Genomic DNA, 13,606 nt, shown 5'->3' on the forward strand with positions numbered 1-13,606 from the left:
ATGTCCCGGGCTGTTGCGCGATCATCAAGAACTGCGTTCACGCGGCACGGTCCGGGCACAGCCCTGCGCAGCGAATCCCTGGCGGCGTGATTGAGCACCGCAGCGTATTCAATCGTGATCTGGTCGCTCGTTGTCTGAAGCTTTAGAGGCTGTGTTCAAGCTTTCCACAGGCAAGGAAAGCGGGCAGATCAGGCACCGCCCGCTACCCAGGCGCTTGCGCGGTGGTGCCGCAAGCACGCACTCACCTGCCAGCGGCGCGCATTCACTGCCGCGCGCGCAGCGCCGCGATGCGCTCTTCCAGCGGCGGGTGCGTCATGAACAAACGCTTCAGGCCATGAGCACCGCCGCCGGCGATGCCGAACGCCGCCATCTTGTCGGGCAACGGCTGCGGATGCAGGCTGCCCAGGCGCTCCAGCGCGGCGATCATGTTAGGGCCGCCGGCCAGGCTGGCGCCGCCACGGTCGGCGCGGAATTCGCGCTGGCGCGAGAACCACATGACGATGATCGACGCCAGGATGCCCAGCACCAGCTGGGCAACGATGGTGGTCACCCAGAACGCCGGGCCGTGGCCGCGTTCGTTCTTGAATACGACGCGGTCGACGGTGTGGCCGATGACGCGCGACAGGAAGATCACAAAGGTGTTCACCACGCCCTGGATCAGGGTCAGCGTGACCATGTCGCCGTTGGCGATATGGGCAATTTCGTGCCCCAGCACCGCCTCGGCCTCGTTGCGCTTCATCTGCTGCAACAGGCCGGAGGACACGGCGACCAGCGACTTGTTGCGCGTCATGCCGGTGGCGAAGGCATTGACGTCGGGCGCGTCGTAAATGCCGACTTCCGGCATCCCGATGCCCGCGTCTGCTGCGTATTTGCGGACGGTGTCGACCAGCCAGAATTCGCTGGAGTTCGATGGCGTCTCGATCACCCGCACGCCCATCGATTTTTTCGCCATCCACTTCGAGATGGCGAGCGAAATGAACGAGCCGCCAAAGCCCATCACTGCGGCCATGACCAGCAGCGAAGTCAGGTTCAGCCCGGTCTCGGTGAGGTAGGGCTCGACGCCCAGAATACGCATGGCGAGCGAGAGCACCAGCAAAATGGCCACGTTGGTGGCGAGGAACAAGACAATCCGTTTCATGGTTTCTCCTTCAAAGCGCGGGGCGTGTGCGGGCCTGCGGCCCTTTCACGGATAGACAAAGGATACAGACCGCCCAGCCACAATAAAATTCGATTTTAATACTGCTATTGTTCGGTTTTATCGAACCGATTCGCATCATGCTCAATTACAAGCACCTGTACTACTTCCGCACCGTCGCCAAGGCCGGCGCCATCAACAAGGCGGCGGAGAAGTTGCATCTGACGCCGCAGACGCTGTCCGGGCAGATCAGCATACTGGAAGACCGTCTGGGGGTCGCGCTGTTCCGCCGCAGCGGACGCCGGCTGGAACTGACCGATGCCGGGCATACCGCGCTGACCTACGCCGACGAGATTTTTGCCGTCGGCGCCGAACTCGAGGAGGCCTTGCTGAACCGGCCAGGCGCGCGCGTGCATCCGTTTCGCGTCGGCATCGCCGACGTCGTGCCGAAGGCGATCGCCTATCAGCTGCTGGCGCCCGCGCTCACGCTGGCCGAGCCAGTCAAACTGATCTGCCGGGAACACCGGCTGGAGCAGCTGGTCGCCGATCTCGCCATCCACCGGCTCGACATGGTGCTGGCCGACCGCCCGCTGCCGTCCAATATGGACATCAAGGGCTACAGCCACCCGCTGGGCGAATGCGGGATTACCTTTTTGGCCGCGCATGCAATCGCGGAAACGCTGAGCCCGGACTTTCCGGCCAATCTGCATGAGACGCCCCTGCTGATCCCGGGCGAGGACAGTGCGCTGCGCATACCCCTGTTGCGCTGGCTCGAACGCCGCGGCATCCAGCCCACCATCGTCGGCGAATTCGACGACAGTGCGCTGATGAGCGCTTTTGGCCAGGCGGGCGCGGGGGTGTTCCCGGTGCCGCTGACCACAGCGCAGGAGGTGATGCGGCAATACGGGGTGGTCGAGCTGGGACAGACCCTGGAAATTCGCGAACGCTTTTTCGCCATTTCAGTAGAGCGGCGCTTGAGCCACCCGGCGGTGCTGGCGGTGAGCGAGGCGGCGCGGCGCCGGTTTCATCCGCAGGATACGGACTGATTCCTTATGGATTCAGGGTCCCGTCCAGCCAGCGTACCGTCTCGTCCGGGCGCATGATGAGGAACTGCGACGCGCAGCGGCGGCGCAGCTTGAGCACCGCGCGATCCTTGCTGACCAGGCCCTGCGCGCGGACGGCGGCGGCCAGTTCGATGAATTTCTGGTCGTCGGGGTCGCTGCAGCGTGGCATACGATTCGACACGGATTTGAGCCCATAGTGGATCGGAGCCCCCTTGTGCGGCAGGCCGGCGCATCCTTCAACCGTCCGGGCCATTTCCGAGAGGGCACGATAGCGCGCGAAGAGCACCGCCTGCCGCGCCGCGTCCAGACCAAATTCCGCATACGCCAGCACGCGCTGCAACTCGTCCAGCGTGGCGGCCGACGCCACGCAGCGAACTCGCCCGGCTTCCAGTGCGAGCCGCAGGGGGCGCGCAATCGCATCGTCGAAATGCAGCAGATCGAGCACTACGTTGGTGTCGATCACCAATAAGGGCCTATTCAATACCGGCGTGCTCGGCGATGAACTCGCGCACCCAGGGCTCCGACCTGGCGCTGGAAAATCGCCCGACGATCTCGCCCTTGACGAACAGCAGCACGGTGGGAAAGCCGCGCAAGGCGTAACGCCCGGCAAGCTTCATGTTGGCGCCTTCGTCGACCTCGACCTTGGCCATGTGGAGCTTGCCGGCATGATGATTGATCACGCGCTCCAGCACCGGCGTCAGCGCCCGGCAGGGCGGACACCAATCGGCCCAGAAATCGACCAGGATGGGCAGTGCGTGCGAGGCCTCGATCACATCGCGGTCGAAATGTTCCAGGTGGGTATCGAAAATCAGGTCCGGGGCGGGGTTGGCATGTGGCGGGGTCATGGCGTGAAATCAAGTCAGGAAGCGTCAGGCACGGAGTCAATACACGCCTATTTTGCCTCAAGGGCCGGCCTTTTACGCCTGCGCCGACCACGCCAACCCAAACATCCGCGCAAAAAACATCTTCGCCAAGCAGGCGAAGGGCTGCTATTTTTACGCCATGGAAGAACGTTTCTATCGCGAACGGGAAATCGCCCGGCAGCCGGCCTTTCTTCCGGCCGCCACCTACAACCTTGCCCACACCCTGCTGGCGCGTGCCGGTACCTACCTGTTCGTGCCGATCCGCAGCCTGCAGTACATGGCGGTACTGGATGTCGAAGAAATCATTTTCATCGACAGCCAGAACAAGGCCTGGGTCGAGCTGGCCTGGCAGTGCTTCCGCCCGCAGGCACGCAGCGCGCTCAACGAACGCGTGCCGTTCGAAGTGGTGCATTACGCGCCGCAAGCCGAGCAAACCATGAAGCGGCTGCCGCATGAATTCCTTCAGGCCCTGCAAATGCTCGCCGGGCGCGACCTGCCACAGCAGGATGCGCGCGTACTGCCGCTGGTGCGCCGTCCGCGCGCGGAATGAGCGGGGGGAGAATCGGCTCCTGGTTCGTGTCGGCTGAACGACGAAAAGTGGCTGGCGGCGCCAAACCGCCCCCCGTTGTCGCCACCGATTGCAGTAGGCCGACACGCTGTCCGTAGTCGGCGTGGGAATATAATGCCGGGCTACTCACGGGAGCGTCATGTTGCGCTGCTGGCATGAAACGAGCGCGTCCACTGAAATATGACCCAGGAATATCCCGCATGAAATTTGTTTCACCCCGTTTCACCCCCCTGCCTTTTCTACCTTACATCTTGCTGTTTTTAGCCATCGCCACCCTGACGCGTCTGGCCCTGACGCTGCACACCGGCCTCGACATGACCCCGCTTGCACTCTGGCCCGGCCTGTTCCTGCGCGGTATCGGATTCGACTTCGCGGTGCTGGCCTGGCTGCTCGCCCCCATGCTGCTGTGGGCCGCGCTGTGGCCGGCGCGCTGGCGCAATACGCGCTGGCGGGGCGGGCTGCGGCTGACGATCTTCTTCCTGATGGCGGCGATCCTGCTGTTCGGTGCGCTGGCGGAGTGGGTTTTCTGGGAGGAATTCGCCACCCGCTTCAACTTCATCGCCGTCGATTATCTGGTCTACACGCATGAAGTGATCGGCAACATCGTCGAGTCGTATCCGGTGGCGCCCCTGCTCGCCGGCGTGGCGGCGCTGGCGGCCCTGCCGGCCTGGCTGTTCCGCGCGCGCATCCGCGCCGCGGGCGTTCCCGCGACGCGGGCAGGCTGGCGCGTAGCGTACGCTGCGCTGGCGTTCGCCCTGCCCTGGGGCGCCATGCATCTGGCCGATGTCGACCAGATGCAGTTTTCCGGCAACGCCTACGCCAACGAGCTGGCCGGCAACGGCCTGATGACCTTCTTCGCCGCCTTCCGGCGCAACGAACTGGATTACGCACGCTTCTACGCGACGTTGCCTGCGGCGCAGGCGGATCGCATCCTCGTCGAACTTGGCGTCGAGCGGCAGCCGCTTACCCGGTCGCTGCACGCCAAGGCGGACAAAAGCGAGGCCTTCGATCCGCAGCGCGTGCCATTCAAGCGCCCGCCACGCAACATCGTGCTGATTACGGTGGAAAGCCTGTCCGCCAAGTTTCTCGGCAGCTTTGGCAATCCGGCCGGCCTGACGCCGCAGCTGGATGCGCTGGCGCGGGACGGCCTGCTATTCACCCGTCTGTATGCCACCGGCACGCGCACGGTGCGCGGGCTGGAAGCCCTGTCACTCGGCACGCCGCCGATCCCCGGCCAGGCGATCGTGCGCCGGCCCGGCAACGAGCATCTGGCAACGGTCGGCGAGATTTTGCGCCGTCAGGGCTACGAGACGCTGTTCCTGTATGGCGGCTACGGCTATTTCGACAACATGAACGGCTATTTCGCCGGCAACGACTATCGCGTCGTCGACCGCACCGATTTCCCGAAGGCCTCCGTCGGCTTCGCGAACGTCTGGGGCGTAGCCGATGAATTCCTTTTCGACAACAGCCTGGTGCAGCTCGACCGCGCCCATGCCGCCGGCAAACCCTTCCTGGCGCAGATCATGACCACCTCCAACCACCGGCCCTTTACCTACCCGGATGGCCGCATCGACATCCCCTCGCCGGGCAAACGCGAGGGCGCGGTGAAATACACCGATTACGCGATCGGCCACTTCATCGACCAGGCGCGCAGCAAGCCCTGGTTCAACGAAACCCTGTTCGTCATCGTCGCCGACCATTGCGCCTCCGCCGCCGGCAGGACCAAGCTGCCGGTGGAGGGCTATCACATCCCGATGATTTTCTACGCGCCGGCATTGCTAAAGTCCGGACGCGACGACCGCCTGGCCAGCCAGATCGACATTCCGCCGACTCTGCTGGATGCGATGGGCCTGCCCGGCGACGACCATTTCTTCGGCCAGTCGCTGTTCGAACAACGCGAGGAAAACCGCCGCGCCTTCATCAGCAACTACCAGGAACTGGGTTACCTGAAGGCGGGCACGCTGGTCGTGCTCGGCCCCAAGCAGCGGGTCGACACCTTCAGCATCGACGCCAACGGCGACGCCAGCCCGGCTGCGCCGGATCCGCGCCTGCGCGACGAGGCCGTGGCCTACTACCAGACCACATTCAAGGCGTTCAAAGAAGGCGCGCTGAAAATGGGGACGATGGACAAGGCACGATAAACCCTTGCCATCCTCGCCCAGCCATCCGCAAATGGCATCAGCGCGGCGGCAAACATCTGCATAAAGGCGTCGAGTAACCGCGCAGGGATGCGGAAGGATGGCACCCTGCCAGAATGTTGCACGATCGCCTGCGGCGTTGAATGTATAATATTTTTTAATGCCACCATAAAAAACATCGAGACAGATTATGATTCGCCGCAACCCCAACGGAGACACTCCCCAGGTGCACGAGACCGCTTTCGTCGATCCCACCGCCATCCTTTGCGGCAAGATCATTGTCGAAGCCAATGTGTTCATCGGGCCGTATGCCGTGATCCGTGCCGACGAGGTCAACAGCGACGGCGACATGGAGCCCATCGTCATCGGCGCCGATTCCAACATCCAGGATGGGGTGGTGATTCACTGCAAGGCTGGCGGCGGCGTCACCATCGGGCGCGGCAGCTCGATCGCGCATCGCTCCATCGTGCATGGCCCGTGCACGGTGGGCGACGGCGTATTCGTCGGTTTCAACTCGGTGCTGTTCAACTGCTCGGTCGGCGACGGCTCGGTGGTACGCCACAACTCGGTGGTCGAAGGCTGCGACGTGCCCCCGGGTTTCTACATCCCCTCTACCGCCAACATCCGGTCCAACCAGGACCTGGAGACCATCGAGCGCGTGACGCCCGACGTCAGCAGCTTCTCGGAAAGCGTGGCGCAGGCCAACCACGAGCTGGTGAAGGGTTACAAGCGGATACGCAACGAGTTTTGACGGGCTGAAATCAACCCGGACGGACACTCAGGAGAAACTGACTTTGACCGTCGTTCCCTGTTGCTCGCTGCTTTCCAGCCGCACCTGCCAGCCGTAGCGGTCGCAGATACGCTTGACCAGGGAGAGGCCAATGCCGGCACCTTCGCTCGCCATGTCGCGGAAGTGGCGAATGAAGACCTGGTCGATGGCGTAGCCAGGGATGCCTTTACCTGTATCGCTCACGGTCAGGGAGTGGGCGTCCTGCAGCACCACCACGGTACCGGCCGCCGTGTAGGAAAAGGCGTTGCGGACCAGGTTGCTGACCAGGATTTCCACCACCCCGGCATCGGCCGACAGGACCAGTTCCGGATTGGTATGCACTTCCACCTCGACCGGCTTGCCGGCAAGAATGTGGCGCTGCTTTTCCACCACTTCCCGCACCACGTTGGCCAGCACGCAACCGCCCCCCGCAGCCAGCTTGTGTTCCTCGCGCGCCATCAACAATAGCGCGGTGCCCAGTTCAGCCATGTCGCGGGCGGCGCGTTCGATGCGGCCAATCCGGGCTTTCTGCTTGTCGCTGAGGCTGTCATCGTCGAGCAGCACCTCGGTTGAGCTCAGGATCACCGCCAGGGCGGTACGCAGTTCGTGGCTGATGTCGGCACTGAAGGCCCGTTCCCGCTCGATGAAGGCGCGCATGCGAATCAGGTGGCGGTCGAACACCCGCGCCAGTTCGCCCACTTCGCCGACGGGAAAATGGTCGGCCAACGGCTGTTCCCAGTCGTCCGGGCTGCGGTGACGCACCTGGGCCGCCAATTCCGCAACCGGCGCGACCACGGTACGCGACATCCAGACGCCACCGAGGGCGGACAGGAGCGTCATGGCGACGGCCATCAGCCCCAGCATCCAGGCGAAGCGGTGTTCGCGGCGGATCTGCAACGAGGTGTCGTAGAGCAGGTAATAGCGCGTGTCGCCACGCTCAAGGATGGCAACCCGGTAACTCAGCGTCCCCAGGCGGATGTCATGGCGGCCGAACGGCAATGTTGTCAGGTAGTCGGGCACCTCCCCGGTGCCATCGGCATCGCGTATGTAGCCCTGGACGATGACGGTGGAAGGCGGCAGCGATGCCGGATTGCGTTCGCGGCGGGCAATGTAATCGTCCAGTTCCGCCGACAGGCTTTCGTCGATCAGGCGCTGGCCGAGGTCGTGCGCGCCCTGGTACAGCACCACGGCCATGATCAGGCTGACGAGGGCGCCGAAGCCGGCGAAGAACAGGGCGACACGCCCGCGCAAATCACGCGGCAGGCGCATCGGGGGCTTTCAGTTGATAGCCGATACCGCGCAGGGTATGCAGCAAGGGCGGCAGGCCGGGCGGGTCGATGGCCGACCGCAGGGTATGCATGTGTACGCGCAGGGAATCGCTGTCCGGCGGCGAATCTCCCCACACCGCCTGTTCGATATCGCGCCGCAACACCACGCCGGGCGCACGTTTCATCAGCAATTCCAGAATCTTCAGCGGCAGGGCCGGCAGGATCAGGGGTTGACCGGCACGTTGCACGGCAAACGTGTCGAGGTCGAATACCAGATCGGCTACCTTGAGCCGACGCTGGGCTTCGCCGGTACGCGCGCGCCGCGTCAGGGCGCGCAGACGCAAGTCGAGTTCGCGTAATTCGAACGGCTTGACCAGGTAATCGTCCGCCCCTTCGCCGAAACCGGCGACCTTGTCGTCCAGCGTGGCGCGCGCGGTCAACATCAATACCGGCACGGCGGAATGCGCGTCCTGGCGCAGGCGCCGGCACAGGGTCAGGCCGTCGATGCCGGGCAGCATCAGGTCCAGTACGATCACGTCGTGCGGCTGGGTGACGGCCAGATGCAGGCCGGTGACGCCGTCCATGGCCGTGTCCACCAGATAGCCACGGGTTTCCAGATAGTCGGCAATGTTCGCCGCAAGATCCTGACTATCTTCGATGACGAGTACGGAAATGGCTTCGGGGTCGTGCATGAATGGGCGGCATGGTGGCGAGAGCGATCAGGTATCTTTTACTGCAAGCGCGGCATTGCGTCCAGCCGCGCCAATCCATGCCGCGCCGCGGGAAATCCGTCAGGCGTGTCGAGGCACCGGATGATGCAAGGCCTCGGCCAGACGCCTGAGCAAGCTGCGGCGGCTCACTGTCAGGACATCCGCGCCTTCCAGAATCCCGTGGGGCAGTTGGCCCGCGCAGGCGACGACGAGATCGGGTTCCCAGGTGCGAATGACGTCGGCCAGCAAAGCTTTCGCATCCCCCCACACCACTTTGGCTTCTGCCCAGCCCAGATTGTTGCGCGCCAGTTGCAATTCCAGCTTTTTCTTTACGTCCGGCGCGCGTCGTGAGGCCGCTTCTCCCGGCAACGCGGGAGCCGGACCGTCGGGCTCAAAGCCGCTGCGAGTGTCAAGCACGCGCAACACCAGCATTTGCGTGCGCGGGCCTAGAGCAAGCTCGGCGGCACGGTGCAGCAGAATGTCACTTTGGCCGCCAGCGGGGAGGGGCACCAGAATACGGCGATAGGTTTTCATGACAGGGCTCCTTTAGTCAGCGCATGTTGATGCAGCGTGTGTTGATACGTGTTTTCCGCCTGGCGGCTGACTGTTTGGCAGGGACGGAACAGGTGATGCGGACAGCTCGCGCAAACGGTTTTATCGAGCAGCGGGAAAATCGCTTCCGCCGGCCGGGATTTGGCCGGGTAGAGATTTTCTTCGCCGATGTCCTGCATGAAGCCGCCCTTGCGCAGGGTCTCGGCCACGCTTTCCTTCATCCGGTAAAAGCTCAGGCTACCACCCTCGCGGGCATAGCGCCGGGCGGTTTCGGCAAGAAACTCGGCACCGGCCAGGTCGACGAAATTGATGCCGCTGGCCATCACCACCAGGTGCTTTTGTTGCGGCGCCGCTTCCTGCAATTCCTGCAATCGCTGTTGCAGATGGGCGACGGCTCCGAAGAAAATGGAGCCGCTCAGCCGCACCATCTTGATCTGCGGGCATTCCGGCTGGCCATCGACGTAGTTGTAGTGAAAGCTTTCAGGGTCGCGGTCCGGCACCACAACCTCCAGGGTGGGGCGTGAGGTGCGGTATAGATACAGCGCCAGCGACAGGGCAATGCCGAAGAAGATGCCTTTTTCAAGGTCGATCAGCGTCCCGATCAGGGTGACCCACAACACCACGGTCTCCTGCTTGCTGATGCGAGGCAGCAGGCGGATGTGGTGGCGGTCGATCAGGCCCCAGGCCACCAGAAACAGGATGCCGGCCATGGCGGCGTTCGGCAGATAAGCCGCCAGCGGGGCCACCAGAAGCAGGATCCCCACCAGAAACAGCGAGGCATACACCGCCGCCAGCGGCGTCCTTGCGCCGGCGGCATAGTTGACCCCGCTGCGGTTGAACGAACCGGAGGCGGCATAACCGGAGAAGAAACTGCCGACGATATTGGAAAGCCCCTGGCCGATGAATTCCTGGTTGCCGTCGATGTTCTGGCCGGAACGAATGGCGATGGCGCGGGAAATCGACACCGCCTCGGTCAACGCCAGCATGGTGATGATCAGCGCCGGAAACATCATCTGCGACAGGCCGTGGAATGAAAAGTCCGGCAAGGACAGCGGCGGCAGGCCGGAAGGCAGCGCACCGACCGTGTGGACCTGGGTTGTGTCCACGCCGTAATAGGCATTGATGACTGCCGCGAACAGGCTGCCCGCCACCATCGCGGCAATCATGTAAGGCAGTTTGGGTGCGTAGCGTTTGGTCAGAATGCCGACCGCCAGCGTGGTCAGGCTCACCGCCAGTACGTAAGGGTTGATGCTGTCAAGCTGCAGCGCGAGCAGTTCCAGCGTCTTGAAGAAAGGCGTGCCGCGCGGGATGTCCACGCCGAAGAAGTTCTTGATCTGGCTACCGGCGATAAGCAGCGCCGCACCCGCGGTGAACCCGATCACCACGGTGTGCGAGATGAAGTTCACCAGCACGCCCATGCGCGCCAAACCCAGAACCAACTGGAACAAGCCGGTCAGGAAGGTCAGCGTCAGTACCAGGCCGATGAATTCCGGCGAACCCGGCGGGGCGTAAGGGCTCACCGAGGCGAATACGGCGATCGAAATGGCGGTGGTGGGGCCGGACACGAGGTGCCAGCTCGATCCGAACAGGGCGGCGATGATGGCCGGCGTCATCGCTGCATACAGGCCATATTCCGGCGGCAGGCCGGCGATGGTGGCAAAGGCCACTGCCTGCGGCAGCACGATCAGCGACCCCGTCAGCCCGGCCATGGCATCGTCGCGCGTGCTGGCACGCGTCACCCGGCTGCGCCAGCGCAGGAAGGGAAACAGCCTGAACCAATCGAAGGAAAAACGTGAGGCGCCCGTGCGGGCGTGTGCGACATCCATGGCAAAACTCCAACCTGAAGCAATGGTTGCAGTCTGACGAAGTACGCGTTAACAGCCGGTTAAGTGCAGGTCAAGGGAAGGTTATCTACATGCCGCAAGAGGACCGCGTGCGCACAGCAGGCAGGCCTTTCAGGATAAAACGCGTTTTTACGCGTACCTGATTGTCCGCCCGCATACCAAGTGCGTTTTTCAAATGTTGAGCGAAGAGTATTGCTGCAAGTCGCCCGTCGAAATACTGGCTGCTGGCACAAGTTGGTAGTGCTTTTCTTCAACCACTTTAATTTCACTGTCTTGCACGGTAAGTTCAAACATGGCGATACGTCCTTCGCTCATGAACTGCGCCGATACTGCACGGCAGATCAAATTTGGAAACTTCTCCGCGCAACACTGAATATCTTGCTGCGTTTGAACTACACCATGCTTGTCGTTGCCACCCTTAGCTTGGACTGGAACGACGAATTGCCGACCATGCCTGTCGATACCGACGTAGATTTCGTCGATTTCGATTTGCCCGACATTCTTCACTGTTGTTCGCAAGTGATTCTGCAGGGAAAAGGTGGTGATTCCCAAGAACACATCGACCAATCGGTTGTAACGTACTTTCGCCAACAAAGCCTGTTCGTCATTTAGAGCGTAGGCCGCAATAATTTCTGGCGTTGCGTCGGGAACCTTGATCGTGAGTAGTTCTTCGCGAGGAACAATGCGATTCAACCGAACTTGCTTGAATCGATAGCGGGCACGACCGGCACCTTCGATAATCCATTCAAGTCCATCGGCGGCAGTTTTACGAATGCCCGCCGGTAACTCGTTGCGATAACGGAACGAGTAAAACACGTCGCTGAGATTCTTCGGCAAGGTGATCTCAAGCTCCTTCGCAATAGCGGCGAGCTCGTCGCGAGCAAACTCGAATTCGGTCATACCCTTGGCATGATGGTTAGCAAACACACGGGCAATAATGGTTTGATAACGATTGGGCTGCCGTTCGATTTTTTTGTCAGGCATAAGCCTCTTTCCAAAGATCTTGTTGGTTCGGGTTTTTCTTGCGGCTGCGCTGCGCAATGGTGTCACGCGGCACATGAAAGTGTCGGGCGGCGCTGCCCATATCGAAGGTTAACAAATCGGGATCGCCAAGTTGTAGCGCCGCTTTCGGCTTCAGTGGCTTAGCTCCCATCGCCTTGACGATTTCGCTTGCGATAAAGCGTGCCAATAACGGCGGAACACTGTTGCCGATCTGGCGGAAGCCATGCCATTTGGTTGCATGGAATCGGAACCAATCGGGATATGAATGTAGACGGGCGGCTTCTCGCACGGTGACGACGCGCGGAAGAAATGGGTGAATCGGGCGCGGCGAAGTAAATGCGCCGCGTGCGCTGTCCGTGCCGGCACGCAAGGTATTGCAAAGTCCGTTCGGTGGGAGTTTGCGGAAACGACTGACGGGCTCGGTTTTGCCGTGTTCGGTCGCCAGGAAGCGTGTCCGAGAAAGTTCCGTGTGCTCGGTTCGAAGGCTCGAAGTGAGCATATGCAGATCGAATTTTCGACTGTAAGCGAAGTTTGTGGGATCCGGTTCGAGTCCTCTCAATCGCCGGGCGTAAACCGCTTCGGTCGCCCAGTCGACGCGAACCGCATCGGCTACATTCAATTCATCGAAACGATCTGCATCCGGCAAGTCTCCGATGGCTTCCCAAACGGTTGTTCGATGTACAAGCGAATTGGGATAATTCGGGAGAGCCAAACCGCGCCGTGCGCCAACAACGAAAAGGCGACGGCGGTCTTGAGGAACACCGAAATCTGCAGCATTAAGCACACGATATGGCGACACCACATCGTAGCCTGCATCGTTCAATGCAGAGATCAACTCCTCCAAGAGTTCGGCGTGCTTACCGAGGGTTAACCCTTTTACGTTTTCGAACACGAAATATTTTGGCTGCAATTCGGCCACTATGCGGACATAGTGAAAAACGAGCTGGTTTCGTGGATCGTCGAAGGCACGCTTGCCGATAAGCGAGAACCCCTGGCAGGGTGCGCCCCCAAACACTACATCGATTTCGGCATTACCTAAATTGGCTCTGAAGCGAATGTCGTCACCGGTAATGTCGATCACGCTTGCACAGATCGTTTTCGAATACGGGAAATTGTATTCGTGGACAGCGCAGTGAATTGGGTCGATTTCTACGGCAGCGGCAATATCGAACCCGGCCTGCTCGAAACCCAACGACAATCCGCCGGCTCCGGCGAAAAGGTCGATACCGATAGGGCGTCGTTTATTCGTGCTCGATGAAGTCATATAGTCTATTTGCCAATCTCTCGGTGTTCTTTAATTCGCATTGCCAGACGGTAAGAACCTTCCAGCCGTTGGCTTCCAACAGGGCAATATTCTCTCGATCTCTAGCTTGATTTTTTTCGACCTTTGCTCGCCAGAAATCCACCCTTGTTTTCGGGAGAGCGGCATATCGGCAGCTTTCATGCCCATGCCAGAAACACCCGTTTACGAAAATAATCTTGCGTCGCCCGGAAAACACTAAATCGGGCCTGCCGGGCAATCGCTTATCGTGCAGTCGATACCGATAGTCCATGCCGAAAACCAGACGGCGCACAGCCATTTCCGTGGTTGTGTTTTTCGACTTCACGCGGCTCATAAGCCAGCCGCGACGCTCGGGACTCAATCTATCCATATTTTACCTTGCCGACAACTTCCTCGATCTACTGGCACCCA

Annotated in this window: 14 protein-coding genes; 4 read left to right on the forward strand and 10 right to left on the reverse strand. The window is 61.4% G+C overall.

Going from position 1 to position 13,606, the window contains the following annotated elements; translation table 11 throughout:
* Window positions 1–262 precede the first annotated feature (262 nt).
* Window positions 263–1,138, reverse strand: a complete 876-nt coding sequence (gene htpX, locus ACZ41T_RS08335; RefSeq protein WP_464920936.1) for a protease HtpX — start codon at window positions 1,136–1,138, stop codon at window positions 263–265.
* A 137-nt stretch (window positions 1,139–1,275) separates the two neighbouring features.
* On the opposite strand from htpX, the gene nhaR reads away from it, so the two are divergent.
* Complete coding sequence (gene nhaR / locus ACZ41T_RS08340) at window positions 1,276–2,181, forward strand: transcriptional activator NhaR (RefSeq protein WP_464923949.1); 906 nt, start codon at window positions 1,276–1,278, stop codon at window positions 2,179–2,181.
* A gap of 4 nt (window positions 2,182–2,185) precedes the next feature.
* On the opposite strand, the gene ACZ41T_RS08345 is transcribed toward nhaR, so the two are convergent.
* Complete coding sequence (locus tag ACZ41T_RS08345) at window positions 2,186–2,662, reverse strand: PIN domain-containing protein (protein ID WP_464920937.1); 477 nt, start codon at window positions 2,660–2,662, stop codon at window positions 2,186–2,188.
* A gap of 10 nt (window positions 2,663–2,672) precedes the next feature.
* Complete coding sequence (locus tag ACZ41T_RS08350) at window positions 2,673–3,044, reverse strand: thioredoxin family protein (RefSeq protein WP_464920938.1); 372 nt, start codon at window positions 3,042–3,044, stop codon at window positions 2,673–2,675.
* Between the two features lie 157 nt (window positions 3,045–3,201).
* On the opposite strand from ACZ41T_RS08350, the gene ACZ41T_RS08355 reads away from it, so the two are divergent.
* The 3 genes from ACZ41T_RS08355 (at window position 3,202) to ACZ41T_RS08365 (ending at window position 6,519) form a co-directional block, all read left to right on the forward strand.
* Complete coding sequence (locus tag ACZ41T_RS08355) at window positions 3,202–3,612, forward strand: hypothetical protein (protein WP_464920939.1); 411 nt, start codon at window positions 3,202–3,204, stop codon at window positions 3,610–3,612.
* Window positions 3,613–4,475: 863 nt separating this feature from the next.
* Window positions 4,476–5,771: an LTA synthase family protein gene (locus tag ACZ41T_RS08360; RefSeq protein ID WP_464923950.1), complete on the forward strand. Its 1,296-nt coding sequence runs from the start codon at window positions 4,476–4,478 to the stop codon at window positions 5,769–5,771.
* A 187-nt stretch (window positions 5,772–5,958) separates the two neighbouring features.
* The gene (locus ACZ41T_RS08365) at window positions 5,959–6,519 is read left to right on the forward strand and encodes a gamma carbonic anhydrase family protein (RefSeq protein WP_464920940.1); all 561 of its coding nucleotides are present in this window, start codon (window positions 5,959–5,961) and stop codon (window positions 6,517–6,519) included.
* 27 nt (window positions 6,520–6,546) lie between these two features.
* On the opposite strand, the gene ACZ41T_RS08370 is transcribed toward ACZ41T_RS08365, so the two are convergent.
* The 7 genes from ACZ41T_RS08370 to ACZ41T_RS08400 all read right to left on the reverse strand — a co-directional run bounded on the left by ACZ41T_RS08370 (window position 6,547) and on the right by ACZ41T_RS08400 (window position 13,529).
* A complete protein-coding gene (locus ACZ41T_RS08370) occupies window positions 6,547–7,806 on the reverse strand; it encodes a sensor histidine kinase (protein ID WP_464920941.1) in 1,260 nt (419 codons plus the stop codon).
* Window positions 7,790–8,497 carry a response regulator transcription factor gene (locus ACZ41T_RS08375; protein WP_464920942.1) on the reverse strand — a complete coding sequence of 236 codons (708 nt, stop codon included), beginning with the start codon at window positions 8,495–8,497 and terminating at the stop codon, window positions 7,790–7,792. Before ACZ41T_RS08375 ends, ACZ41T_RS08370 begins: the two co-directional genes overlap by 17 nt.
* A 99-nt stretch (window positions 8,498–8,596) precedes the next feature.
* Window positions 8,597–9,049, reverse strand: coding sequence for a universal stress protein (locus ACZ41T_RS08380; RefSeq protein WP_464920943.1), 453 nt, complete (start codon window positions 9,047–9,049; stop codon window positions 8,597–8,599).
* Window positions 9,046–10,893, reverse strand: a complete 1,848-nt coding sequence (locus ACZ41T_RS08385; protein ID WP_464920944.1) for a SulP family inorganic anion transporter — start codon at window positions 10,891–10,893, stop codon at window positions 9,046–9,048. Before ACZ41T_RS08385 ends, ACZ41T_RS08380 begins: the two co-directional genes overlap by 4 nt.
* A 189-nt stretch (window positions 10,894–11,082) precedes the next feature.
* The gene (locus ACZ41T_RS08390) at window positions 11,083–11,895 is read right to left on the reverse strand and encodes a hypothetical protein (protein WP_464920945.1); all 813 of its coding nucleotides are present in this window, start codon (window positions 11,893–11,895) and stop codon (window positions 11,083–11,085) included.
* Entirely contained in the window at window positions 11,888–13,177 is a 1,290-nt protein-coding gene (locus ACZ41T_RS08395) for a DNA cytosine methyltransferase (protein WP_464920946.1), read from the reverse strand. Before ACZ41T_RS08395 ends, ACZ41T_RS08390 begins: the two co-directional genes overlap by 8 nt.
* Window positions 13,155–13,529, reverse strand: a complete 375-nt coding sequence (locus ACZ41T_RS08400; protein ID WP_464920947.1) for a very short patch repair endonuclease — start codon at window positions 13,527–13,529, stop codon at window positions 13,155–13,157. The genes ACZ41T_RS08395 and ACZ41T_RS08400 overlap by 23 nt, the downstream gene beginning before the upstream one ends.
* Window positions 13,530–13,606 lie beyond the last annotated feature (77 nt).

The sequence above is a fragment of the Thiobacillus thiophilus genome (genome assembly GCF_055378705.1).

Coding starts and splice junctions, on each gene's coding strand:
- htpX (WP_464920936.1), bottom strand. CDS start 1,138: ATGAAACGGATTGTCTTGTTCCTCGCCACCAACGTGGCCATTTTGCTG.
- nhaR (WP_464923949.1), top strand. CDS start 1,276: ATGCTCAATTACAAGCACCTGTACTACTTCCGCACCGTCGCCAAGGCC.
- ACZ41T_RS08350 (WP_464920938.1), bottom strand. CDS start 3,044: ATGACCCCGCCACATGCCAACCCCGCCCCGGACCTGATTTTCGATACC.
- ACZ41T_RS08355 (WP_464920939.1), top strand. CDS start 3,202: ATGGAAGAACGTTTCTATCGCGAACGGGAAATCGCCCGGCAGCCGGCC.
- ACZ41T_RS08360 (WP_464923950.1), top strand. CDS start 4,476: ATGACCTTCTTCGCCGCCTTCCGGCGCAACGAACTGGATTACGCACGC.
- ACZ41T_RS08365 (WP_464920940.1), top strand. CDS start 5,959: ATGATTCGCCGCAACCCCAACGGAGACACTCCCCAGGTGCACGAGACC.
- ACZ41T_RS08370 (WP_464920941.1), bottom strand. CDS start 7,806: ATGCGCCTGCCGCGTGATTTGCGCGGGCGTGTCGCCCTGTTCTTCGCC.
- ACZ41T_RS08375 (WP_464920942.1), bottom strand. CDS start 8,497: ATGCACGACCCCGAAGCCATTTCCGTACTCGTCATCGAAGATAGTCAG.
- ACZ41T_RS08380 (WP_464920943.1), bottom strand. CDS start 9,049: ATGAAAACCTATCGCCGTATTCTGGTGCCCCTCCCCGCTGGCGGCCAA.
- ACZ41T_RS08385 (WP_464920944.1), bottom strand. CDS start 10,893: ATGGATGTCGCACACGCCCGCACGGGCGCCTCACGTTTTTCCTTCGAT.
- ACZ41T_RS08390 (WP_464920945.1), bottom strand. CDS start 11,895: ATGCCTGACAAAAAAATCGAACGGCAGCCCAATCGTTATCAAACCATT.
- ACZ41T_RS08395 (WP_464920946.1), bottom strand. CDS start 13,177: ATGACTTCATCGAGCACGAATAAACGACGCCCTATCGGTATCGACCTT.
- ACZ41T_RS08400 (WP_464920947.1), bottom strand. CDS start 13,529: ATGAGCCGCGTGAAGTCGAAAAACACAACCACGGAAATGGCTGTGCGC.